Source organism: Streptomyces sp. NPDC001507, from assembly GCF_042894765.1.
In the GTDB taxonomy this organism is placed as follows: domain Bacteria; phylum Actinomycetota; class Actinomycetes; order Streptomycetales; family Streptomycetaceae; genus Streptomyces.
On sequence record NZ_JBIAVV010000008.1, the window covers coordinates 488,603 to 510,435 of the forward strand.

Consider the following 21,833-nt stretch of genomic DNA (forward strand, 5'->3'; position numbering starts at 1 on the left):
CCGGCCACGTACGCTCCCGGGCATGCAGCCCGAGGACCTGGTACGCGACCACACGATCTACGCCTGTGTCATGGGGTCGCGGGCCTTTGGTCTGGCCACCGAGGACAGCGACACCGACCGCCGCGGGGTGTTCCTCGCCCCCACTCCCCTGTTCTGGGGCTTCGAGAAGCCGGCCACGCACGTCGAGGGGCCGGGCGAGGAGCGGTTCTCCTGGGAGCTGGAGCGGTTCTGCGAGCTGGCGCTGCGGGGCAACCCGAACATCCTGGAGTGCCTGCACTCGCCCCTCGTCGAACACGTCGACGACACGGGCCGCGAACTGCTCGCCCTGCGCGGCGCCTTCCTCTCCCGGCGCGCCTACGACACCTTCACGCGCTACGCCCTCGGCCAGCGCCGGAAGCTCGACGCGGACGTCCGGACGCACGGCGCCCCGCGCTGGAAGCACGCGATGCATCTGCTGCGGCTGCTGACGAGCGCCCGCGACCTGCTGCGCACCGGTGAGCTGACGATCGACGTCGGCGACCGGCGCGCGGAGTTCCTGGCGGTGAAGCGGGGTGAGGTCTCCTGGGCGGAGATCGAGTCCCGGATGGCCCGGCTGGCCGCGGAGACCGAGCGGGCCCTGCACTCCAGCCCGCTCCCGGCGGAACCGGACCACGCGCGCGTGGCCGGCTTCCTGTTCCGGGCGCGCCGGGACTCAGCCCTCCAGACGCACGCGGACCACCAGGTCGTGCAGGGCGTCGTGCGCACGAGGCACGTCGGGCAGCGCTGAGCCGTTCTGCGCCTCGTCGAGCAGGACGTGCAGCCGCTCCACGTCGGCCTCCACGCGCGCGTGGTCCACAGCGGCCTTGCCGTGCTCCTGCTCGGCCTTGGCGGCGATCAGCTCGGGCAGGTGGGCGGGGGCCTCCGGCACCTCCCCGAGGAGCGTGGGCAGATGAGCCTGCACCTCGCCGCTGCGCATCAGATGGATGCCGGTGAGCAGCACCCGGAACGTGTAGAGCAGCGGCTTGAGCTCGCCGGTCTTCTCGAACAGTCGCCACTGGGTGACGGCGAACCCGCGATAGTGGTGGGCGTGGTGGCCGGTGAGCACGCCGGGGGCGAGCGCGGCCAGCTCGCGATGCGTGTCGCCGGTGTGCGCGACGAGCGGCGACAGGAGCTGCTCCAGCACATAGCCGTTGCGGCGCAGCATCAGCCGGGCGAACTTGCGCAGGTCGTGGGTGACGAGGTCCATCTCGACGCCGTAGCGCACCCAGGTCTTCGAGCGGGTCTCCTCCGGCTCGCGCAGCCCGACCAGGTCGGCGGCGGGCAGCAGGTGGACACCCCGCAGGTCCAGGTCGGAGTCCCGGGACGGGAAGCCGTACAGGTGCGCGCCGGAGACGGTCGCGAACAGCAGGGGGTCGGGCTGTTCGGCGATGACGGGCGCCAGGTCGAGGTCCGGGTCAAGGTCGTCGATCATGCCCTCAAGCGTCCCAGAGCGCGCCCAGGGTCAGCAGGTCGCCCCCGTACTCGATCCGGTCGGCCCACTCCGTCGGCCAGGCGTCCGCGCCGAGCCGGGCACCCGCGAACGCGCCGGTCAGACAGGCGATCGAGTCCGAGTCGCCGGAGGAACAGGCGGCCCGGCGCAGCGCGAGCAGCGGCTCGCCGGGGAAGAGCAGGAAGCAGAGCAGCCCGGTGGCCAGCGCCTCCTCGGCGATCCAGCCGGCGCCGGTGGCCAGGCACGGGTCGGCCTCCGGCGAGGCGGTCCGCACGGCCTCCTGGAGCCGGTCCAGGACCTCCAGGCACTCGTCCCAGCCGCGCGCCATGAACGACTCCGGCGTCGCGTCCTGGCTGCGCGTCCACAGGTCGCCGAGCCAGGTGTGGTGGTAGCGGGCGCGGTTCTCGCGGGCGTACGACCGCAACTGCCCGACGAGCCCGTCCGGTTCGGCCCCCTGCGCGAGCAGGTGCACGGCACGCGCGGTGAGGTCGGATGCGGCCAGGGCGGTGGGATGGCCGTGGGTGAGCCCGGCCTGCAACTGGGCGGCCCCGGCGCGCTGTTCGTCGCTCAGTCCCGGCGCGAGCCCGACGGGGGCGACCCGCATGTTGGCACCGCAGCCCTTGGAGTCGATCTGGCTGGCGTCCTGCCAGGCGCGCCCCTCGTCCTTCAGGAGGTTGCAGGCGCGCAGGCAGGTCCGGCCGGGCGCCCGGTTGTTCTCGGGCGACTGGTACCAGTTCACGAACTCCTCGCGCAGCGGCCGCTCCAGACGCTTGGGGGCGAGCACTCCCCGGTCCATGGCGGTGCGTATCGCGTGTCCCACGGCGAGGGTCATCTGCGTGTCGTCGGAGACGAAGGCCCGCTTCGGCAGCTGCATCTCCCGCCAGGGCCCGAACTTGGCGAGGATCGAGGGCACGTCGTCGAACTCGGTGGGGAAGCCGAGCGCGTCCCCGAGGGCGAGGCCGATCAGGGAGCCGGTGGCGGCGCGTTTGTCGCCGATGTTCGCGGTCATGCGGGGCGTCCTTCCCGGGACGGGCGGAGCAGGGGCGGGTGCAGCGCGGTGGCGGTGCCCGCGCGGTAGAGGGCGGCGGGTTTGCCGCGGCCGCCGGTCAGCCGGGCGGCGCCGGGGACGGGTTCGACGAAGCCGGGGGTGGCGAGCACCTTGCGGCGGAAGTTGGGGCGGTCCAGCGGGACGCCCCACACGGTCTCGTAGACGTGCTGCAGCTCGCCGAGGGTGAACTCGGGCGGGCAGAAGGCGGTGGCGAGGCAGCTGTACTCCAGCTGCGCGCCGACCCGTTCGTGGGCGTCGGCCAGGATCCGCTCGTGGTCGAAGGCGAGCGTCCTGCCCGGGTCGTACGGCAGCCAGCGCGCCTGGGCCGCGTCGCCGCCGCCGTGCGGCTCGGGGGCGTCGGGCAGCAGCGCGGTGAAGGCGACGGAGACGACCCGCATCCTCGGGTCGCGGTCCGGCTCACTGTAGGTCCGCAGCTGCTCCAGGTGCAGTCCGGACACGTCCGACAGGCCGGTCTCCTCGGCGAGTTCCCGCCGCGCCGCCGTCTCGGCCGACTCCCGCGGCAGCAGGAAGCCGCCGGGCAGCGCCCACTGTCCGGCGTACGGCTCCTGCCCGCGCTCGACGAGCAGCACGTGCAGGGCGCCGGCGCGGAGGGTGAGGACGGCGAGGTCGACGGTGACGGCGAAGGGTTCGAAGGCGTACTTGTCGTAGCCCTGCATGCGCCCGTCCACCCCCTCGATGATCGGTACGACTAATAGTCGCCACGACTATAAAGAGTGAGGGGGAGGCGCGCAAGCCCTCAGCGGCCGCAGGAGCCTCGTGCGCGGATACGGCGACGGCCGGTCCCGGAGAACCCGGGACCGGCCGTCGGAGAGCCGCACACGCCCCTCACGGGGTTGTACGGGCCATGGAAGGGCCTAGAGGTCGACTTCCTTCATGAGCATCCCGACCTCGGTGTTGGACAGGCGGCGCAGCCAGCCCGACTTCTGGTCGCCGAGGGTGATCGGCCCGAAGGCGACCCGCACCAGCTTGTCGACCGGGAACCCGGCCTCCGCCAGCATGCGCCGCACGATGTGCTTGCGGCCCTCGTGCAGGGTGACCTCGACGAGGTAGTTCTTGCCGGTCTGCTCGACGACCCGGAAGTGGTCCGCGCGCGCGTACCCGTCCTCCAGCTGGATGCCGTCCTTGAGCTTCTTGCCCAGGTCGCGCGGGATCGGGCCCACGATGTGCGCGAGGTAGGTCTTCTTCACGCCGTACTTGGGGTGGGTCAGCCGGTGCGCCAGCTCGCCGTGGTTGGTGAGCAGGATGACGCCCTCGGTCTCGGTGTCCAGGCGCCCCACGTGGAAGAGCCGGGTCTCCCGGTTGGTGACGTAGTCGCCGAGGCACTGCCGCCCGTCCGGGTCCTCCATGGTGGAGACCACACCGGCCGGCTTGTTCAGCGAGAAGAACTGGTACGACTGCGTGGCGACGGTCAGCCCGTCGACGCGGACCTCGTCCTTCTCCGGGTCGACGCGCTTGCCCTGCTCCAGGACGATCTCGCCGTTGACCTCGACCCTGGCCTGCTCGATCAGCTCCTCGCAGGCGCGCCGGGAGCCGTAGCCGGCGCGGGCGAGCACCTTCTGGAGCCGCTCGCCCTCCTGCTCGGCGCCCGGGAAGGTCTTGGGGAGCTTCACGTCCTTCTTGCCCGCGTACCGCTCGCGGTTGCGCTCCTCGGCGCGGGCGTCGTACTCACGGGAGCTCGCCGGAGCCCAACGGCCGCGCCCGGTGCTCTGGCCCTGCTTGGGGCCGCCCTTTGCGCCGCCGCGCGCCGAGGCGCCGCGGCCCGACTTCGGGCCGTCCTGGGTGGCGCCCGGGCCTACGTCGTAGCGCCGCTCCTCCGGGCGCGGCTTCTTCGGCCGGCCGGTGCCCTGCTTGTCGTCGCGGGCGTTCCCGGCGCCGCGGTAGTTACCGCGCCCGCCGCTGCTCCCGCCGCGGCCGCCGCTCGTGCCACCACGGCTCCCGCCGTTGTTTCCGCTGCTGTTCCTGCCGCTGCTGCTTCGCATCAAAGTTCCGTCTAGTCGTCTGCGTCGTCTGCACCCGGCGCATCGGGTGCGTCCGGATCGAACGACGGCACCCCCTCCTGGGTCTCGGCCTCGATCGCCTCCGCCTCCGGGAGGAAGGGCGCGAGTTCCGGGAGCTCGTCCAGGCCGCGCAGGCCCATCCGCTCCAGGAAGTAGTTCGTCGTCCTGTACAGGATCGCACCTGTTTCGGGTTCCGCGCCCGCCTCCTCGACCAGACCGCGCTGGAGCAGGGTGCGCATCACACCGTCGCAGTTGACCCCGCGGACGACCGAGACCCGGCTGCGGCTCACCGGCTGGCGGTACGCGACGACCGCGAGGGTCTCCAGGGCGGCCTGCGTCAGCCGGGCGGTCTGCCCCTCCAGGACCAGCCGCTCGACGGCGGGCGCGTACGCGGCGCGCGTGTAGAAGCGCCAGCCCCCCGCGACGTACCGCAGCTCGAAGCCGCGGCCCTGCGCGGTGTACTCGTCGGCCAGCGCCCGCAGCGCCTTGGTGATCGTCTGCCTCGGCCGCTCCAGGAGCTTGGACAGGTGCTCGACGGTGGCCGGCTCGTCCACGACCATGAGGACGGCCTCCAGGGCCGGCTTGAGATCGAGCTCGGCGACGGGCCGCAGCCCCGCCGGCAGCTCCGCGGTCTCCTCGCTCACGCCTTCTCCTTCTCCTCCTTGGGCGGCTCGGGCGGCCGGTCGAACTCGTCGGTCACCGTCGGCTGGGTCCCCGCGTCCCCGCCGGTCCACCGCACGATCAGGTCCCCGAGCGCGGTCTCCTGGTCGAGGGCGACGGCCTTCTCCCGGTACAGCTCCAGGAGCGCCAGGAAACGGGCCACGACGGTGAGCGTGTTGTCGGTGTCCTCGACGAGCACCCGGAAGCTGGCCTCCCCCAGCTCCCGCAACCGCGCCACCACGATCCCCGCCTGCTCCTGCACGCTGACCAGCGGGGCGTGGATGTGGTCGACGTACACCTGCGGCTTGGGCCTGGGCTGCATCGCCTTGACCGCCAGCTTGGCGAACCCCTCGGCCCCGATGCTGATGACGACCTCGGGCAGCAGCTCGGCGAGATGCGGCTCCAGGCCGACGGTACGGGGCCAGCGGCGGGCCTCCTCGTCCAGGCGCCGGTTGAAGATGTCGGCGATCTGCTTGTACGCCCGGTACTGCAGCAGCCGCGCGAACAGCAGGTCCCGCGCCTCCAGCAGCGCCAGGTCGGCCTCGTCCTCGACCTCGGCGGCCGGCAGCAGCCGGGCGGCCTTCAGGTCGAGCAGGGTGGCGGCGACGACCAGGAACTCGGTCGTCTGGTCCAGGTCCCAGTCCGGCCCCATGGCCCGGATGTGCGCCATGAACTCGTCGGTCACCTTGGAGAGCGCGACCTCGGTGACGTCCAGCTTGTGCTTGGAGATCAGCTGGAGCAGCAGATCGAAGGGCCCCTCGAAGTTGGCGAGCCGCACCTTGAAGACGCCGTCAGGGACGTCTGGGGGCTCCTCGGCGCCGGGCTCCTTTCCAGGCTCGCCCGCCGCGTCTTCGTGCTCGCCCGCCGCGTTGTGGGCAGGCGTTCCGCCGGGGGTCCCCCCAGACCCTTCAGGCACTGGGGGAGGAACGGGTGGGCACAACGCCCCACCGGCCTCAGCCGACCCCTCGACCGCAACCGGCGACGACCCCTCGTCCACCAACGGCACCGCTTCGGGCGCCGGAGGCGAAACCCCCGGCCCCCTCCCCAGGGCACGCCGACGAGCGCCGGAGGCACCGGAAGCGGGAGCGTCGTTCGAGGTCATGGCCCCCGCAGGCTACCCCTACCGCCCGCGAAGCCGTCGCACGAGGATGCTCGCGTCCCCGCGGGACTCCAGGTCCGCCAGGACCACGGCGACCGCCTCGCGGACGATCCGGCCCCGGTCCACGGCCAGCCCGTGCTCGCCCCGGAGCACGAGCCGGGCGTGCTCCAGGTCCATCAGCTCCTCCGCGGAGACGTACACGGTGATCTTCTCGTCGTGCCGCTCCCGCCCGCTGGGCCGCCGGGCGGGCGCCCTGCCACCGCGCTTGCGCGGCTGGGCCTGGGCGTCGGCGCCAGAACCTTCCTGCGGCCCCTGCCGGCGCGGACCGGCGGCCGCCACCGTGGCCGCCGCCGCGTGGTTGCGGGACTCCCCGGCGTCGGCCGGCTCGGCCTCCACCGCCACGTGTTCCGCACCCTCCCCGTCGCCGCCCTGCACGGGCACCGACTGGGGCGCGTCCTCGGCGGCCGCGGCCGCCGTCTCGTCGCTCTCCCCCGCGGGAGCCGGCACCCGGGCCTCGCCGTTGACCGGGCGCCTGGGCGTGGACGGCTGCAACGCCATCCCCCCGGTCGTACGGAACAGTTCGTCGGCCCCGGGCAGACTCACTCGGCGTGACACCGGGCGAGCACCTCCCTGGCGAGCTGGCGATAGGCGGCGGCACCGACGGAGTTGGAGGCGTACGTGGTGATCGGCTCGCCGGCGACCGTGGTCTCCGGGAAGCGGACCGTGCGGCCGATGACCGTGTGGTAGACGTGGTCGTCGAACGCCTCGACCACACGGGCCAGCACCTCACGGCTGTGGACCGTGCGCGAGTCGTACATCGTGGCGAGGATGCCGTCGAGCTCCAGCTCCGGGTTGAGCCGCTCCTGGACCTTCTCGATGGTCTCGGTCAGCAGGGCGACACCGCGCAGGGCGAAGAACTCGCACTCGAGCGGCACGATCACCTTGTGAGCGGCCGTCAGCGCGTTGACCGTGAGCAGGCCGAGCGAGGGCTGACAGTCGATCACGATGTAGTCGTAGTCGGGCAGCAGCGGCTTCAGGGCGCGCTGCAGCGTCGACTCGCGGGCCACCTCGGAGACCAGCTGGACCTCGGCGGCCGACAGGTCGATGTTCGAGGGCAGCAGGTCCATGTTGGGGACCGCGGTCTTCAGGAGGACCTCGTCGGCCGCCATGCCCCGCTCCATGAGCAGGTTGTAGACGGTGAGGTCGAGCTCCATCGGGTTGACGCCGAGACCCACCGACAGCGCGCCCTGCGGGTCGAAGTCCACGAGCAGCACCCGGCGGCCGTACTCCGCGAGCGCGGCACCCAGGTTGATGGTCGACGTGGTCTTGCCGACGCCGCCCTTCTGGTTGCACATCGCGATGATCGTCGCGGGGCCGTGACTGGTCACCGGGCCCGGGATCGGGAAGTACGGGAGCGGGCGCCCGGTCGGGCCGACGCGCTCGCGGCGCTGGCGGGCCGCGTCGGGCGCGAGCGTGGCCGCGTACTCCGGATCGGGCTCGTACTCGGCGTCGGGGTCGTAGAAGTGCCCGTCGGGCAGTTCGTCGTAGTCGGCGAATTGGTTGTGGGGCGCGCCACTTCCGTCGCCGGCCATGGCGTTCACGTGATGGCCATCCATGCTCTGGTGTGCTGTCCGCGTGGTCAGCGGAGTCCGGGCTGCTGCGAAGGTACGCACCGCGACGGAGCCGACAGCCTCGAACCCCGCGGGACCCTGGTCCCGTACCGGCATTCCTGGTTGACCACCCCCGGGAGAAAATGTCGACTCATTCACAAGTCGTCTTACCTCCTTGGTGACCAGGAAACTTCTAGACAGGTCAGCGTGGCACTATGCCGACGGTTGGCGACTCTATGGCGTGTCGGGCGTTCGCAGCAACACAATCCGCCGGACCCGGCAGGATGTGTCGGCAATGAAACATCCCGCTGTCAAGGGCGTACGGCCGTCGCACAGCAGGTTTCACCGGTGTGCGAATCGGTCGAAGGGTTACGTTCGAGGCGAGTTGACCGCAAGTCGCAAAGTGACCATACACACATCTGGCCGGACCTTGTCGGGCAAGGTCCGGCCGGGTGTGCGCGATTGACGCGCCTTGTTGACGTATCGCCTTTACGAAAAGGTGACTTGCCGGTCGGGGTCGGTTCAGCCGATGAGCGTGTCGAGGTCGACGTGCTCCAGGCCGTGCGCCTCCGCGACCTCCTTGTAGACGACCTTGCCGTCATGCGTGTTGAGGCCCTTGGCGAGCGCGGCGTCGCGGCGCAGCGCCTCGACCCAGCCGTTGTCCGCGAGCGAGACGATGTACGGGAGCGTGGCGTTGGTGAGCGCGTAGGTGGAGGTGTTGGGCACCGCACCGGGCATGTTGGCGACGCAGTAGAAGACCGACTCGTGGACCTTGAAGGTCGGCTCGGCGTGCGTGGTGGGGCGGGAGTCCTCGAAGCAGCCGCCCTGGTCGATCGCGATGTCGACAAGGACACTTCCCGGCTTCATGCGGGAGACCAGCTCGTTGGTGACGAGCTTCGGGGCCTTGGCGCCCGGGATGAGCACCGCGCCGACCACGAGGTCGGCCTCCAGGCAGGCCTTCTCCAGCTCGAAGGCGTTGGACATGACGGCCTTGACCTTGGCGCCGAAGATCCGGTCGGCCTCGCGCAGCTTGTTGATGTCGCGGTCGAGCAGGGTCACGTCGAAGCCCATGCCGATGGCGATCTGCACGGCGTTCCAGCCGGAGACGCCGCCGCCGATGACGACGGCCTTCGCGGGCAGCACGCCCGGGACACCGCCGGGCAGGACGCCACGGCCGCCCGCGGCGCGCATCAGGTGGTAGGCGCCGACCTGCGGGGCGAGCCGGCCCGCGACCTCGGACATGGGCGCGAGCAGCGGGAGCGCACGGCTGGGCAGCTCGACGGTCTCGTAGGCGATCGCCGTGGTACCGGACTCCAGGAGGGCGTCCGTGCACTCCTTGGAGGCGGCCAGGTGCAGGTAGGTGAAGAGGGTCTGGTCCTTGCGGAGGCGGTGGTACTCCTCCGCGACCGGCTCCTTGACCTTCAGCAGCAGGTCGGCGGTGGCCCACACCTCGTCCGCGGTGTCCAGGATCGTGGCGCCGGCGGCGGTGTACTCGTCGTCCGGGATCGACGAGCCGAGGCCCGCACCGCGCTCGATGACGACCTGGTGGCCGTGGCGCACCAGCTCGTGCACGCCGGCCGGGGTGATGGCCACCCGGAACTCGTTGTTCTTGACCTCGCGGGGGATGCCGACCTTCACGTCGATCACGGTCCTTGGCTCAGAGGATGTGGGGGCATAGATGCACATACCAGGCATGCGGCGGCATACCAGGAGACACCGCGGAAGAACCGGCGGCAGAGCCAGTTTAATGAAGGCGTTCCGGCTGTCTAGCCTTTCATTGCATCAATCTTCGCCGGAAGCACTACGGATTTCGCAGGCGTTAGCGCCATGTTCCGGGTCGGAGTCGGGGTCCGAGGCCCCGAACAGGTCCGGCGGCTCCTCCCCCAGCATGCGCTCGGCGGCCGAGCGGTGCAGGCTCGCGGCGGTGGAGTCGCCGAGGCGTTCCAGCGTGTCGGCGAGCCGCAGCTGGAGCGCGGACTGGAGCCGGATGTCCTCGGCACGGCGCGCCCACTCCACCGCTTCCTGGCAGGTGCGCAGCGACTCCTCGGGCCGTCCCGCGTACTCCTGGACCCGGGCCAGCTCGCTCAACGCCCGTGCCTGCGCGGGCACGTCACCGTTCTTGCGGTGGCCGGAAACCGCCGCCCGCCACGCCCGGAGCGCCTCGCCGTAGCGGCCCGCGTAGGTGTGCGCGCCGGCGATACGGCCGTAGAGCCGGGCCGCCTCGGCGCGCTCGCCGCGGGCGAGGCGTTCGGCGAGGGCGCGGCCGAACCAGTCGGCGGCCCGGTCGTAGTCCCCCCGTTCCAGATAGGTGCCACCTACGGATTCCATTGCGCGACCGGTCGCGTACGGGTCATTTGCTCTGCGTCCGGCGTCCAAAGCAGACCGATATCGCACCAGCGCGTCCGCCGTCCGCCCGGTCTGCGCGTCCAGGTCGCCGAGGTTCAGCAGCGCGGCGGCCTGCTCGCGGGGCAGGTCCCGGCGCCGGGCGACGTCCAGGACGAGCCCGTGGATGCCGTACAGGTCGGGGGCCGCGGCCTGGGTGCCGAGGTGCGCCACCATGGCCTTGACCAGCTGCGCCATCAGGCGGCGGGCCAGCGTGTCGAGCTCGCCGTCGGCGACCGCCGCGCGGGCGGCGGCCAGCAGGGCCGGGCGCCGGCCGCGCAGCCAGTCGGCGGCGGCCCGGGGGGTGGGGAAGCGCAGCTCGCGGGGCAGTGCCTGGAGCTTCTCGCGGGCCTGCGGGTTGTCGGTCTCGGTGATCGCGCGGCAGGACTGCAGCAGCCGTACCGTGCGCTCCAGCATCCGGGCGCGGGCCAGCTGGAGCTCGGCGGACCGCTCCTGGCTCTCGGCCAGCACCAGGAGGAGCGGGTGCAGGCAGCCGGGGACCTCGTACTGGGGCAACAGGGAGCCCGCGGGGTGCAGCAGGCCCTGCCGGACCAGCTCGTCCAGGGTGGTGCGGGCGGTGTCGACCGTGCAGCCGGCCAGGGCGGAGGCGGTGTGCGGGTCGACCAGGCCGGCCGGGGCCAGGCACAGCAGGCGCAGTATCCGCGCGGACCGGTCCGGCAGCTGGTCGTGCACGAACCGGAAGACCCGGGCCAGTGCGGGGCCGTCGTCCGGCTCCGCGTGCAGCCGTTTGGCGAGGTCGGAGACGGCCGCCTGGGGACGGGCGGCGAGCCAGCCGCCGGCCAGGACGAGCGCGGCGGGCTGCGCCTGGCAGACCTCGACCAGCGACTCGGCGGACCGGGGGTCGACGGTGATGCGGACCGCGCCGGTGTACCGGCTGAGCAGTTCCACGGCCGACTTGGTGTCGAGGCCGCCCAGGGTGCAGGGGCGGACGTCCGAGATCCCGGTGAGCGGGCCGCCGGAGACGGCGACGGCCAGGCACTCCGGGCTGTCGGGGAGCAGGACGTCGACCTCTTCGGCGCCGGGCGCGTCGTCGAGGAGCAGCAGCACCCTGCGCCCCGCGAGGGCGGTGCGCAGGGCGTGGGTCAGGTCGTCGGCGGCGGCGCCGGGCGGGGTGGGCAGCCGCAGGGCGGTGAGGAGCTCGCGGGCGGTGCGCTCGACGGGGACCGGGGTGCCGTCGGGCTCGGTGAGGCGGGCGCGCAGCACCCCGTCGGGGTAGCCGGCGGCGACCTGCCGGACGAGTTCCGCGGCGAGGGCGGTGCGGCCGGAGCCGGGGCGGCCGGCGATCAGCAGGACCCGGGCGCGGGGGGCCTTGCGGCCGGCGATCGTGTCCAGGCCCGCGCGCTCGATGTCGGCGCGCAGTTCCTTCAACTCCCTTGTACGGCCCAGGAACCGGTCGTCCGTGGCCGCGGGCGACGATCGCCGACCGCCGCCTGTGTCCACCGCCTGATCCGTCACGGGCCACACTCCCGTCCCACCGCACACGCAGGCCCGCCGGGGCTCCGGTTCGGGCGTTTCGGCTCAATCGCGTCGAGCCTAGTTCACGTGCGCGGACGTTCCCCGCAGAGCGTGGCGGGCGCATCGCCCGATCGGATCAGGCGATGGTCACACCGGTGCGTCCGGGAGGGTGGCTCAGGACTCGAAGGGGCGGGCCGGCCAGGGCGCGTCCGCCGGGCGCAGCGTGTCGAGGCCGTCGCCGGCGCGGGCGGCGACAAGCGAGAGGACGCCCGTCACCAGGCAGGTGTTGTGCAGGTCGCCGGCGAGGACCAGGCGGACCAGCTCGTCGACCGGCACGCGCGCGTACTCCAGGTCGATCTCCTCGTGCTCGGTCACGAAGCGCTCCCCCTCGGCCTCGGCCAGGTCCCGGGCGAGGAAGATCCGCACCGCCTCGTCGCAGCCGCCGGGGGTGGTGTACAGGTCGGTCAGCACCCGCCAGTCCCCCGCCTTGACGTGTGCCTCCTCGTACAGCTCGCGCTGGGCGGCGTGCAGCGGGTTCTCGCCGGGGACGTCGAGCAGGCCGGCCGGGATCTCCCAGAGCTTCTGCCGTACCGGGTGCCGGTACTGCCGGATGAGCAGGACCCGGTCCTCCTCGTCGAGGGCCAGGACGGCGACCGAGCCGGGGTGGACCTGGTAGTCGCGGCGGACCACCGAGCCGTCGGGCATGACCACCTCGTCCGTGCGGACCGAGGTCTTGTTGCCCACGAAGGGGGTCTCCGTCGCCCGGATCTCCCACTCCTCGGGGGTGTCCTTGATCGTCATGCCGTGCCGCCTTCCACGTGCAGAAAAGAAAACCGGGGTGCGCACCTTTGAAGGTATGCACCCCGGCCACCGTACAACCGGTGTGTTACTTCGAATTCTCCTGCTCGACGGCGCCCTGCTGACGGACGACCGCGGCCTTCACCAGGCCCGCGAAGAGCGGGTGCGGACGGGTCGGGCGCGAGCGCAGCTCCGGGTGGGCCTGGGTGGCGACCAGGTAGGGGTGGACGTCGCGCGGGTACTCGACGTACTCGACGAGCTTGCCGTCCGGGGAGGTGCCGGAGAACTGCAGGCCGGCCTTCTTCTCCAGCTCCGCGCGGTAGGCGTTGTTCACCTCGTAGCGGTGCCGGTGGCGCTCCTCGACGTACTCCTTGCCGTCGTAGACCTCGCGCACGATGGAGCCCTCGGCCAGCTTGGCCGGGTACATGCCGAGGCGCATGGTGCCGCCCATGTCGCCCTCGCCGGCCACGATGTCGAGCTGCTCGGCCATGGTGGAGATGACCGGGTGGCCGGTTGCGGAGTCGAACTCGGTGGAGTTGGCGTCCGGGATGCCGGCCAGGTTGCGGGCGGCCTCGATCACGATGCACTGCAGGCCCAGGCAGAGGCCGAGCAGCGGGATCCGGTTCTCGCGGGCGTAGCGGATGGCGCCGACCTTGCCGAGCACCCCGCGGTCGCCGAAGCCGCCGGGGATGCAGATGCCGTCGACGTCGGCGAGCTGGGCCGCCGCGCCGGCCGGGGTCCGGCAGTCGTCCGAGGTCACCCACTTGATCTTCACGCGGGCCTTGTTGGCGAAGCCGCCGGCGCGCAGCGCCTCGGTGACCGAGAGGTAGGCGTCGGGCAGGTCGATGTACTTGCCGACCAGCGCGAGGGTGATCTCGTGGTCGGGGTTGTGGACGCGGTCGAGCAGGTCGTCCCAGGTCCGCCAGTCCACGTCCCGGAACGGCAGGTCCAGCTTGCGGACCACGTAGGCGTCCAGGCCCTCGCCGTGCACGGTCTTCGGGATGTCGTAGATCGAGCGGGCGTCCGGGCAGGCGACGACCGCGGCCTCGTCGACGTCGCACATCAGCGAGATCTTGCGCTTGATGGCGGTGGGCACCTCGCGGTCGCAGCGCAGCACGATCGCGTCGGGCTGGATGCCGATGTTCCGCAGGGCGGCCACGGAGTGCTGGGTGGGCTTGGTCTTCAGCTCGCCGGACGGGCCGATGTACGGCAGGAGCGAGATGTGCACCACGAAGACGTTGTCCCGGCCGACCTCGTGCCGGACCTGGCGGACGGTCTCCAGGAACGGCAGCGACTCGATGTCGCCGACCGTGCCGCCGACCTCGGTGATGACCACGTCGACCTCGTCGGTGGCCATGCGGCGGATGCGGTGCTTGATCTCGTTGGTGATGTGCGGGATGACCTGGACGGTGTCGCCCAGGTACTCGCCGCGCCGCTCCTTGGCGATCACCGTGGAGTAGACCTGCCCCGTGGTGACGTTGGCGGAGCCGTCCAGGTCGCGGTCAAGGAAACGCTCGTAGTGGCCGATGTCCAGGTCGGTCTCGGCACCGTCGTTGGTGACGAACACCTCACCGTGCTGGAAGGGGTTCATCGTGCCCGGGTCGACGTTCAGGTACGGGTCGAGCTTCTGCATCACGACGCGCAGGCCCCGGGCCTTGAGCAGCATGCCCAGGCTGGAGGCCGTCAGGCCCTTGCCGAGCGAGGAGGCGACACCCCCGGTGACGAAGATGTGCTTGGTCGTCGTAGATTTCGGCGGCATGGCCAAGAGGGGGCTCCCGTGGTCGCGGTCTGTCGTGCGGTACGGCTGCCGTCCGGGCGTTTCCGGGGGTGATGCCGTCGCTGCGGTTCGGGGGATTCACGCCCACCGGTCCACGGGCTACCAGGGTATCAGCGCCGCGGAGAGATGGCTTCCGGCCACGCTCCGTACACACGTCGGCACGGACACGGAGCCTCCCTTACCGGCTTTTCACCCAGCACTCACCCGTTCGGCCCACACGGGTTGCCCGGAGCGGCACGCAGATCATCTACGTGCGTCGTATCCTGCTCGGACACTCGCTGCCGAGCCCGGCCGGAAATCACGGCACACCCCCGCCCGCACTACCGGAACAACGAGAGCTTGGCAGTTCGTTGAGCTATGACTGTCGTTTTGCCTCAGGGCACGGCGGGCTGCTTTGCTTCACCGCTCAACGACGCACAACAACAACCCCCCTTGACCGCACTAGCGACAGCCCCCCTTTTGCCTGGGGGGTGACGTGGCCGTTCGACTGGAGTTGCACGTGGCCGGGCGCATCGAAGACTACGCACTCATCGGAGACATGCAGACCGCTGCCCTGGTCTGCCGGGACGGCACAGTCGACTGGCTGTGCCTGCCCCGCTTCGACTCGCATGCCATCTTCGCCGGCCTGCTCGGCACCGAGGAACACGGCTTCTGGCGGCTCGGCCCGGCGCACGCGGCCGACTCCCAGCCGCCGACCGCGGCGCGCCGCACCTACCGCGGCGACTCGCTGATCCTGGAGTCCGAGTGGGACACCCCGCGCGGCACGGTCCGGGTCACCGACTTCATGCCCCCGCGTGACGGCGCGCCCCAGCTGATCCGCATCGTCGAGGGCGTCACCGGCCGGGTGCCGATGCGCTCGGTGCTGCGCATGCGGTTCTCCTACGGCCGGGTCGTCCCCTGGGTGCACAAGCACGACGGCCGTACGGTCGCCGTCGCGGGCCCCGACTCTGTGTGGTTCGACACCTCGGCGGAGACCTACGGCAAGGCGCTGACCACGTACGCGGACTTCACGGTGGCCCCCGGTGACCGGATCGCGTTCACGATCTCCTGGGAGCCCTCGCACAAGCAGCCGCCCGCACTGCCGGAGCCGGAGCAGTCGCTGCAGGCGACCGAGGACTTCTGGCGGGAGTGGGTCGAGCACTGCACGTACCACGGCCCGTACCGCGAGGCGGTGGTCCGCTCGCTGATCACGCTGAAGGCCCTGACCTACGCCCCCACGGGCGGCATCGTCGCGGCCCCCACCACCTCCCTCCCGGAGGACATCGGCGGCGTCCGCAACTGGGACTACCGCTACACCTGGCTCCGCGACGCGGCCATCACCCTGTCCTCCCTCCTGCGCACCGGCTACCGCGAGGAGGCCCGCGCCTGGCGCGAGTGGCTGCTGCGCGCGGTCGCCGGCGACCCCGAGAACCTGCAGATCATGTACGGCATCGCGGGCGAGCGCGAGCTGGGCGAGGCCGAGCTGGACTGGCTGCCCGGCTACGAGACCTCGGCACCGGTCCGGGTGGGCAACGGCGCCGCGCACCAGCTCCAGCTGGACGTCTACGGCGAGGTCACCGAGGCCCTGCACCTGGCCCACATGACCGGCCTCGCCCGCAACGACTACGCCTCGCTCCTCCAGCTCAAGCTCATCCGCTACCTGGAGGACCACTGGGACGAGCCGGACGAGGGCATCTGGGAGGTGCGCGGGCCGCGCCGGCACTTCGTGCACTCCAAGGTGATGGCCTGGGTGGCCGTCGACCGCACCATCAAGCTCATCGAGTCCGGGGACGCGGACGGCCCGCTGGAGCGCTGGAAGGAGCTGCGCGACGACATCCACCGGGACGTCTGCGAGCGGGGCTACGACAAGGAGCGCAACACCTTCACGCAGTCGTACGGCTCCCAGGAGCTGGACGCGTCGCTGCTGCTGATCCCCCAGATGGGTTTCCTGCCGCCGGACGACAAGCGGGTCATCGGCACCATCGAGGCGATCCAGCGGGAGCTGTCCACCTCGGACGGCTTCATCCTGCGCTACCCGACCGCGGGCGGCGAGGAGGGCGTGGACGGCCTGCCCGGCGACGAGGGTGCCTTCCTGGCGTGCTCGTTCTGGATGGCCGACGACCTCGCGATGATCGGCCGGGTCGACGAGGCCCGCAAGCTGTTCGAGAAGCTGCTCGCGCTGCGCAACGACCTCGGGCTGCTCGCGGAGGAGTGGGATCCGCGGCTGAAGCGGCAGGTGGGTAACTTCCCGCAGGCGTTCAGTCACGTGCCGTTGATCGACACGGCGCTGCGCCTCACGGCTTCGGGGGCGTACGGGGGATAGCCGCCGGCGGAGCGGGCGAACGCCGCCGGCCGGGGCGGTCCCCGTTGCGGCGCAAGGCGCCCGTTCCGGCAGCCGGTGCCCATTCCGGCGGAAGGTGCCGTGGAGGCGTTCTCCCAGGTAGCGTCCGCTCCATGGACAGCGGTAGGGGCAGCGGGCCCGACAACCAGGGCGCCGGGATCACCGTGCAGCGGGCACTGGAGCTGCCCACGCTGCGCAGCGGGCTGCCGGAGATCCTGGCGGGTGCCGACCGGCTGAACCGCACCGTGCGCTGGGTGCACGCGGGCGAGGTGCCGAACATCGCCTCGCTGCTGAAGGGCGGCGAACTGCTGCTGACCACCGGCTACGGCCTGGGCACCCGCCCCGCCGAGCAGCGGGCGTTCGTGCGCACGCTCGCCGAGCGGGGCATCGCCGCCCTGGTGGTGGAGCTGGGCGCGCGGTTCTCCAGGCTGCCGGCCACCCTCGTCGACACCGCGAGGACGACCGGGCTGCCGCTGGTCGTGCTGCACCGCGAGGTGCCGTTCGTGACGGTCACGGAGGAGATCCACACCGAGATCGTCAACCACCACTACACGCTCCTCCAGCGCGCCGAGGAGGTGCACCGCCGCTGTACCGAGGCCCTGCTGGACGGCGGCGGGATCCCCCAGGTGCTGGCCATCCTGGCCGACTTCGGCGGCAACCCGGTCTTCCTGGAGACCGCCGACGGCAGGCTCCTGTACGCCGCCGGTTCCGGGCCCGAGGGGGCCGATCCGCTCCAGGTGTGGGAGGGGCTGCGGGGCCAGCACAAGGACGCGCCGCCGCCGACCGGGGTGGTCCTGGTGGACGTGCCGGGCGGGGGGCCGGGCACGGGCTCGGTCCGGGCCCGGCTGGTGCTGTCCCCCGTCCGCGGGCCGCTCGCGCCCGTGCACCGCATCGCCGCCGAACGCGCCGCCGGCATCCTGGCCGTCGTCCTGATGCAGGCCCGCCAGGAGGAGGAGCTGGCGGCGCGCGGGCGCGGCGACTTCCTGACCGACCTCGCCGAGGGCCGCATCACCGCCGAGGACGCTCCGGCGCAGGCCCGGGTCCTCGGCTTCAAGCCCGGCGGCAGCCCGCTGCTGCCGGTGGTCATGCGGGTCGGCGACTCCCTGTCCCCCGGCGGCGGCTGGGCGGTGCTGGCCCGCGCGGTGGGCGAGGAACTGGCCGCCGTGGGGGTGCCCGTCCTGCTCGGCGTACGGCCGGTCGAGGGCCGCGTCCCGCTGCTCCTGGGCCTGCGCTCGGAGGCGGAGCGGGCGACGGTCGCGGACCGGGTCGCGGCGGCGCTCCGGGCGGGAGTGGAGCGCGCCGGGATGCAGCGCCCCGGCGCCGCTCCCCCGGTCGTGGTGGTCGGCGCGGCCGGCGGCTGGGCGGCGGCGTCGGCGGGCCTGCGGCACGCGGCCGAGACCGCGACGGCCGCCGAGGGCCTCGCCGACCGGCCCTGGTTCGACGCCCGCCGCCTCGACATCGACCTCCTGCTGTGGCGGCTGCGCGACCATCCCGACCTGGCGGCGTTCGTCGACCGCGCGATCGGCCCGCTGCGCGACCACGACCACCGCTCCAGGCCGCCGCTGCTGCCCACCCTGGAGACCTACCTGGCGCACGCGGGCCGCAAGGCTGAGACGGCCCGTGAACTCCACCTCAACCGGCAGACCCTCTACAACCGCCTGGCCCGCATCGGGGAGTTGCTGGGCACGGACCTCGACGACCCGCAGGTGGTCATGGCGTTGAGCCTGGCACTGCGGGCCCGCCGGCACGTTCCCTAGGGCCGCACGTTCCCTACGGCCGCATGGCCTGAACGCCTCACGGCCTGAACGCCTCACGGCCTCAACGCCTCACGGCAGCGGTCGGGGCTGCGTCAACTCGTCGTAGACGCTGAGCACTTGGGCCACGGTCTCGTCCTCCGTGGGCCAGCTGGCCGCCTGCCGGGCACCCCGCTCGCGCAGCTCCGCACAGCGCTCGGGGTCGTCGAGGAGGCGCACGACGGCGGCGGCGAGGGCCCGTGCGTCGCCGTACGCGACCAGTTCGGCCGCGTCCCCGACCAGGTCGGGGACACCGCCGACGGCGGTCGCGACGAGCGGCACGCGCGCGTGCAGGGCCTCCTGGGCGAGGACGGAACGGGACTCCCAACTGCTGGGCAGCAGCGCCAGATCGGCGGCGGCGAGCAGTTCGGAGACGTCGTCGCGGCGCCCGAGCAGCCGCACGGGCAGCTCCTCGTCCTCGATCCGCCGTTGCAACGCGGGGCGCAGCGGCCCCTCGCCGGCGACGACGAGGAGCGGGACGGGGTCGAGCCGGCACCAGGCACGCGCCGCGTCCAGCAGGTGGTCGTAGCCGCGGTGCCGGTCGAGGGAGCCGACGGCGATGAGCAACGGCCGCCCCATGGCGCCGAGTTCGGCACGGACCTTGGGCCGCAGCAGCTCCGCCTCGTCCTGGTCCACGGGCTGCCGCGTGCCGGGCAGCGCCACCGCGGCGAGCCGGGCGTCCCGGGCGCCGGTACGGCGGGCCCGGTCCACCAGGTCGGAGGTGGTCCCGAGCACCACTGCGGCCGCCCGCACCACCCGCCGCTCCAGCATCCGCAGCAGGTGTCCCCGGGCGCCCTCGGCGTGGGCGCGGTTGTGCCAGGTGACGACGAGCGGGGTGCTGCGGCCGCTCAGTGCCAGCGCCGCGCGGAAGGAGGCGTGCAGGCCGTGGGCGTGCACCAGGTCGGCGTCCGTGCAGGCCGCGCGGAGCGCCGCCACGGACCCCGGGTCACTGCTGCGCGGCACGTGCACGTGATCGGCGCCGACGCCCGAGAAGCCGTAGGCGCGATCGGCCTCGGCGGGGGCGCACACCGTGACCCGCACGCCCCGCGCGACGAGGCCGGCCGCCAGCGAACGCACGTGCACACTGCTGCCGGCGTTGCCGCCGCCCAGCACCTGCACGGTGCGCAGCGGCGACTGACCGTGCGGTGCGTTGCTGCTCACGGGGCTCACGCGGCCGGGGCTCCTGGTTCGGCGTGGGGCGGTCACGAGGGAACGTACAGAAGGTATCGGGGCCGAGGGCATCGCCGCGCGCCTCCCCCGGACACCGCGTTCCCCTCAAGGATGCCAGCACACAAGGGTGTTCCGGGTATTCCGAGAAGGCACATACCGAGGCGGGCCGGGGCAATGCGCCGAACCGTGTCACCCGGGAGGGTGACGAAAACGCCGCCGCGGAGGAAGCGGCCGACGGTTTCGGCCTGCTGAGGGAGCGGCGGGCGAACGCCGGAGGGGCGGGCGAACGCCGGAGGGGCGGGGGACGCCCCTCCGCCTGCCCCCGGTCAGTGATGCGTCAGCGGTCCGCCCGTGCCGCCGCCAGCAGTTCCTCGGCGTGCGCCCGTGCCGTCTCCGAGTCCTCCTGGCCCGCCAGCATGCGGGACAGCTCGCGTACCCGTTCCTCGCCCTCCAGGACCTTCACGCCGGACCGGGTGACCGACCCGTCGTTGGTCTTCTCGACCAGCAACTGGCGGTCGGCGAAGGCGGCGACCTGGGGAAGGTGCGTGACGACGACCACCTGCGCGGACTTGGCGAGCTTGGCCAGCCGACGCCCGATCTCCACCGCCGCCTTGCCGCCGACTCCGGCGTCGACCTCGTCGAAGAGGTACGTCGGGACCGGGTCGGTGCCCGCGAAGACGACCTCCACGGCGAGCATCACGCGGGACAGCTCACCGCCGGACGCGCCCTTGGCGATCGGACGGGGCGGGGCCCCGGGGTGCGGGGCGAGGAGCAGCTCGACCTCGTCGGCGCCCGACGGGCCGTAGGCGACCGCCCGGCCGCCGACCTCCACGCCCTCCGGGTCCTCGGTCTGCCGGATGGCGAAGGACACGCGCGCGTGCGGCATCGCGAGGGAACCCAGCTCGGCGGTGACCGCGGCCGCGAAGCGTTCGGCGGCCTCGGTGCGCGCGTCCGTCAAGGCCTGGGCGAGACCGCCCAGCTCCGTCCGCAGGGCGTCCCGCTCGGCGGTCAGTTCGTCGATCCGCTCGTCGTCGCCGTCGAGTTCGGTGAGCCGCGCGGCGCCCCGCTCGGCCCAGGCCAGCACGGCGTCGATGCTCTCGCCGTACTTGCGGGTGAGGGCGGTGAGCGCGGCACGCCGCTCCTCCACGGCCGCGAGCCGCAGCGGATCGGCGTCCAGGTCGTCGGCGTAGCCGGCCAGCTCGCCCGCCACGTCGCCCAGCAGGATGCCGACCTCGCCGATCCGGTCGGCGAGCGCGGCGAGCGCCGGGTCGTGCGACCGTACGGCCTCCAGGGCCCGGTGGGCGCCCGCGACGAGGGTGGCCGCGTCGATGCCCTCGGGGTCCTCGGGGTTGCCCGCGAGCGCGGAGTGCGCGGCGGTCGCGGCGGACGACAGCGCCTCGGCGTGGCCGAGCCGCTCGGCCTCCTCGGCGAGCTCGACGTCCTCGCCGGCCCGCGGCTCCACACCGGCGATCTCGTCCAGCCCGTAGCGGAGCATGTCGGCCTCCTGGGCCCGCTCACGCGCGCGCGTGACGATCTCCTCCAGCTCGACCGCCACGGCCCGCAGCCGCCGGTAGGCCTCGCCGTACTTGGCGAGCGGCACGGCGACCCCGTCGCCCGCGTACCGGTCGAGGGCCTGCCGCTGCCGGGACAGCTTCAGCAGCCCCTGCTGATCGGTCTGCCCGTGCACGGCCACCAGGTCGTCGGCGAGGTCGGCGAGCAGCCCCACGGGCACGCTCCGCCCGCCCAGGTGCGCCCGCGAGCGCCCCTCGGCGGAAACGGTACGGCTGATCAGCAGCGCACCGTCGTCCAGCTCGGCGCCGGCCTCCTCGGCCCGTACGGCCGCCGAGGCTCCCTCGGGCACGGTGACCCGCCCCTCGACGACCGCCTTCTCGGACCCGATCCGCACGAGCGCGGGGTCGGCCCGTCCACCCAGCAGCAGCCCCAGGCTGGTGACCACCATGGTCTTGCCCGCACCGGTCTCACCGGTGACGGCGGTGAACCCGGGCGACAACTCGACGACGGCGTCGTCGATGACCCCGAGTGACCGTATCCGCATTTCTTCCAGCACGGGGAAGACCTTACGAGGTAGGGCACGAGAAGCGCGAGGCACCCTGTCACCCGGGCGGGTGGAGGTACGCCCCAGGGGGCACGGTGCCGTACAGACGCGCGGCGGACGGAGAACCCAAGGGGCGCTGGGGGTACCCCCGGCCGAAG

The 21,833-nt window shown here is 72.7% G+C and carries 17 protein-coding genes; 3 read left to right on the plus strand and 14 right to left on the minus strand.

All coding sequences use genetic code 11. The features are described from left to right. Positions 1-22: 22 nt before the first annotated feature. Positions 23-766 carry a DNA polymerase beta superfamily protein gene (locus ACFY0K_RS27290; protein WP_390642044.1) on the plus strand — a complete coding sequence of 248 codons (744 nt, stop codon included), beginning with the start codon at positions 23-25 and terminating at the stop codon, positions 764-766. On the opposite strand, the gene ACFY0K_RS27295 is transcribed toward ACFY0K_RS27290, so the two are convergent. From ACFY0K_RS27295 to ACFY0K_RS27350, 12 genes are all read right to left on the minus strand, one after another. Then, entirely contained in the window at positions 692-1,450 is a 759-nt protein-coding gene (locus ACFY0K_RS27295) for a DNA polymerase beta superfamily protein (RefSeq protein ID WP_390642045.1), read from the minus strand. The genes ACFY0K_RS27290 and ACFY0K_RS27295 overlap by 75 nt on opposite strands. Before the next feature lie 4 nt (positions 1,451-1,454). Then, positions 1,455-2,477 carry an ADP-ribosylglycohydrolase family protein gene (locus tag ACFY0K_RS27300; protein ID WP_390642046.1) on the minus strand — a complete coding sequence of 341 codons (1,023 nt, stop codon included), beginning with the start codon at positions 2,475-2,477 and terminating at the stop codon, positions 1,455-1,457. Next, entirely contained in the window at positions 2,474-3,193 is a 720-nt protein-coding gene (locus ACFY0K_RS27305; RefSeq protein ID WP_390642078.1) for an NUDIX domain-containing protein, read from the minus strand. Before ACFY0K_RS27305 ends, ACFY0K_RS27300 begins: the two co-directional genes overlap by 4 nt. Before the next feature lie 198 nt (positions 3,194-3,391). Continuing rightward, the gene (locus tag ACFY0K_RS27310) at positions 3,392-4,516 is read right to left on the minus strand and encodes a pseudouridine synthase (protein WP_382727944.1); all 1,125 of its coding nucleotides are present in this window, start codon (positions 4,514-4,516) and stop codon (positions 3,392-3,394) included. A gap of 11 nt (positions 4,517-4,527) precedes the next feature. Continuing rightward, positions 4,528-5,178: an SMC-Scp complex subunit ScpB gene (scpB, locus tag ACFY0K_RS27315; RefSeq protein WP_390642047.1), complete on the minus strand. Its 651-nt coding sequence runs from the start codon at positions 5,176-5,178 to the stop codon at positions 4,528-4,530. Beyond that, positions 5,175-6,296 carry a segregation and condensation protein A gene (locus ACFY0K_RS27320; protein ID WP_390642048.1) on the minus strand — a complete coding sequence of 374 codons (1,122 nt, stop codon included), beginning with the start codon at positions 6,294-6,296 and terminating at the stop codon, positions 5,175-5,177. The genes scpB and ACFY0K_RS27320 overlap by 4 nt, the downstream gene beginning before the upstream one ends. 18 nt (positions 6,297-6,314) lie before the next feature. Next, the gene (locus ACFY0K_RS27325) at positions 6,315-6,908 is read right to left on the minus strand and encodes a hypothetical protein (RefSeq protein WP_390642049.1); all 594 of its coding nucleotides are present in this window, start codon (positions 6,906-6,908) and stop codon (positions 6,315-6,317) included. After that, a complete protein-coding gene (locus tag ACFY0K_RS27330) occupies positions 6,893-8,020 on the minus strand; it encodes a ParA family protein (RefSeq protein ID WP_351962411.1) in 1,128 nt (375 codons plus the stop codon). Before ACFY0K_RS27330 ends, ACFY0K_RS27325 begins: the two co-directional genes overlap by 16 nt. A gap of 405 nt (positions 8,021-8,425) precedes the next feature. Further along, positions 8,426-9,550, minus strand: coding sequence for an alanine dehydrogenase (ald, locus tag ACFY0K_RS27335; protein WP_390642050.1), 1,125 nt, complete (start codon positions 9,548-9,550; stop codon positions 8,426-8,428). Positions 9,551-9,685: 135 nt separating this feature from the next. After that, entirely contained in the window at positions 9,686-11,761 is a 2,076-nt protein-coding gene (locus ACFY0K_RS27340; RefSeq protein WP_390642051.1) for a tetratricopeptide repeat protein, read from the minus strand. 174 nt (positions 11,762-11,935) lie between these two features. Further along, complete coding sequence (locus ACFY0K_RS27345; protein WP_390642052.1) at positions 11,936-12,562, minus strand: NUDIX domain-containing protein; 627 nt, start codon at positions 12,560-12,562, stop codon at positions 11,936-11,938. Between the two features lie 85 nt (positions 12,563-12,647). Next, positions 12,648-14,318: a CTP synthase gene (locus ACFY0K_RS27350; RefSeq protein WP_390642053.1), complete on the minus strand. Its 1,671-nt coding sequence runs from the start codon at positions 14,316-14,318 to the stop codon at positions 12,648-12,650. Between the two features lie 517 nt (positions 14,319-14,835). On the opposite strand from ACFY0K_RS27350, the gene ACFY0K_RS27355 reads away from it, so the two are divergent. Together ACFY0K_RS27355 and ACFY0K_RS27360 are read left to right on the plus strand one after the other, a co-directional pair. Next, positions 14,836-16,638, plus strand: coding sequence for a glycoside hydrolase family 15 protein (locus ACFY0K_RS27355; protein ID WP_390642079.1), 1,803 nt, complete (start codon positions 14,836-14,838; stop codon positions 16,636-16,638). Positions 16,639-16,769: 131 nt separating this feature from the next. Then, entirely contained in the window at positions 16,770-18,413 is a 1,644-nt protein-coding gene (locus ACFY0K_RS27360; protein ID WP_390642054.1) for a PucR family transcriptional regulator, read from the plus strand. Positions 18,414-18,482: 69 nt separating this feature from the next. On the opposite strand, the gene ACFY0K_RS27365 is transcribed toward ACFY0K_RS27360, so the two are convergent. Both ACFY0K_RS27365 and recN read right to left on the minus strand, forming a co-directional pair. After that, positions 18,483-19,619 (minus strand): glycosyltransferase family 4 protein, encoded by a 1,137-nt coding sequence (locus ACFY0K_RS27365; RefSeq protein WP_390642055.1) that lies wholly within the window; start codon positions 19,617-19,619, stop codon positions 18,483-18,485. A gap of 337 nt (positions 19,620-19,956) precedes the next feature. After that, positions 19,957-21,675 (minus strand): DNA repair protein RecN, encoded by a 1,719-nt coding sequence (gene recN, locus ACFY0K_RS27370; protein WP_390642080.1) that lies wholly within the window; start codon positions 21,673-21,675, stop codon positions 19,957-19,959. Between the last annotated feature and the right edge of the window lie 158 nt (positions 21,676-21,833).

What these genes read in the sequence shown, in the direction of transcription:
- ACFY0K_RS27300 (WP_390642046.1), bottom strand. Translation starts at nt 2,477, where the DNA reads ATGACCGCGAACATCGGCGACAAACGCGCCGCCACCGGCTCCCTGATC.
- ACFY0K_RS27350 (WP_390642053.1), bottom strand. Translation starts at nt 14,318, where the DNA reads ATGCCGCCGAAATCTACGACGACCAAGCACATCTTCGTCACCGGGGGT.
- ACFY0K_RS27330 (WP_351962411.1), bottom strand. Translation starts at nt 8,020, where the DNA reads ATGCCGGTACGGGACCAGGGTCCCGCGGGGTTCGAGGCTGTCGGCTCC.
- ACFY0K_RS27360 (WP_390642054.1), top strand. Translation starts at nt 16,770, where the DNA reads ATGGACAGCGGTAGGGGCAGCGGGCCCGACAACCAGGGCGCCGGGATC.
- ACFY0K_RS27295 (WP_390642045.1), bottom strand. Translation starts at nt 1,450, where the DNA reads ATGATCGACGACCTTGACCCGGACCTCGACCTGGCGCCCGTCATCGCC.
- ACFY0K_RS27290 (WP_390642044.1), top strand. Translation starts at nt 23, where the DNA reads ATGCAGCCCGAGGACCTGGTACGCGACCACACGATCTACGCCTGTGTC.
- ACFY0K_RS27305 (WP_390642078.1), bottom strand. Translation starts at nt 3,193, where the DNA reads ATGCAGGGCTACGACAAGTACGCCTTCGAACCCTTCGCCGTCACCGTC.
- recN (WP_390642080.1), bottom strand. Translation starts at nt 21,675, where the DNA reads ATGCGGATACGGTCACTCGGGGTCATCGACGACGCCGTCGTCGAGTTG.
- ACFY0K_RS27345 (WP_390642052.1), bottom strand. Translation starts at nt 12,562, where the DNA reads ATGACGATCAAGGACACCCCCGAGGAGTGGGAGATCCGGGCGACGGAG.
- ACFY0K_RS27310 (WP_382727944.1), bottom strand. Translation starts at nt 4,516, where the DNA reads ATGCGAAGCAGCAGCGGCAGGAACAGCAGCGGAAACAACGGCGGGAGC.
- ACFY0K_RS27320 (WP_390642048.1), bottom strand. Translation starts at nt 6,296, where the DNA reads ATGACCTCGAACGACGCTCCCGCTTCCGGTGCCTCCGGCGCTCGTCGG.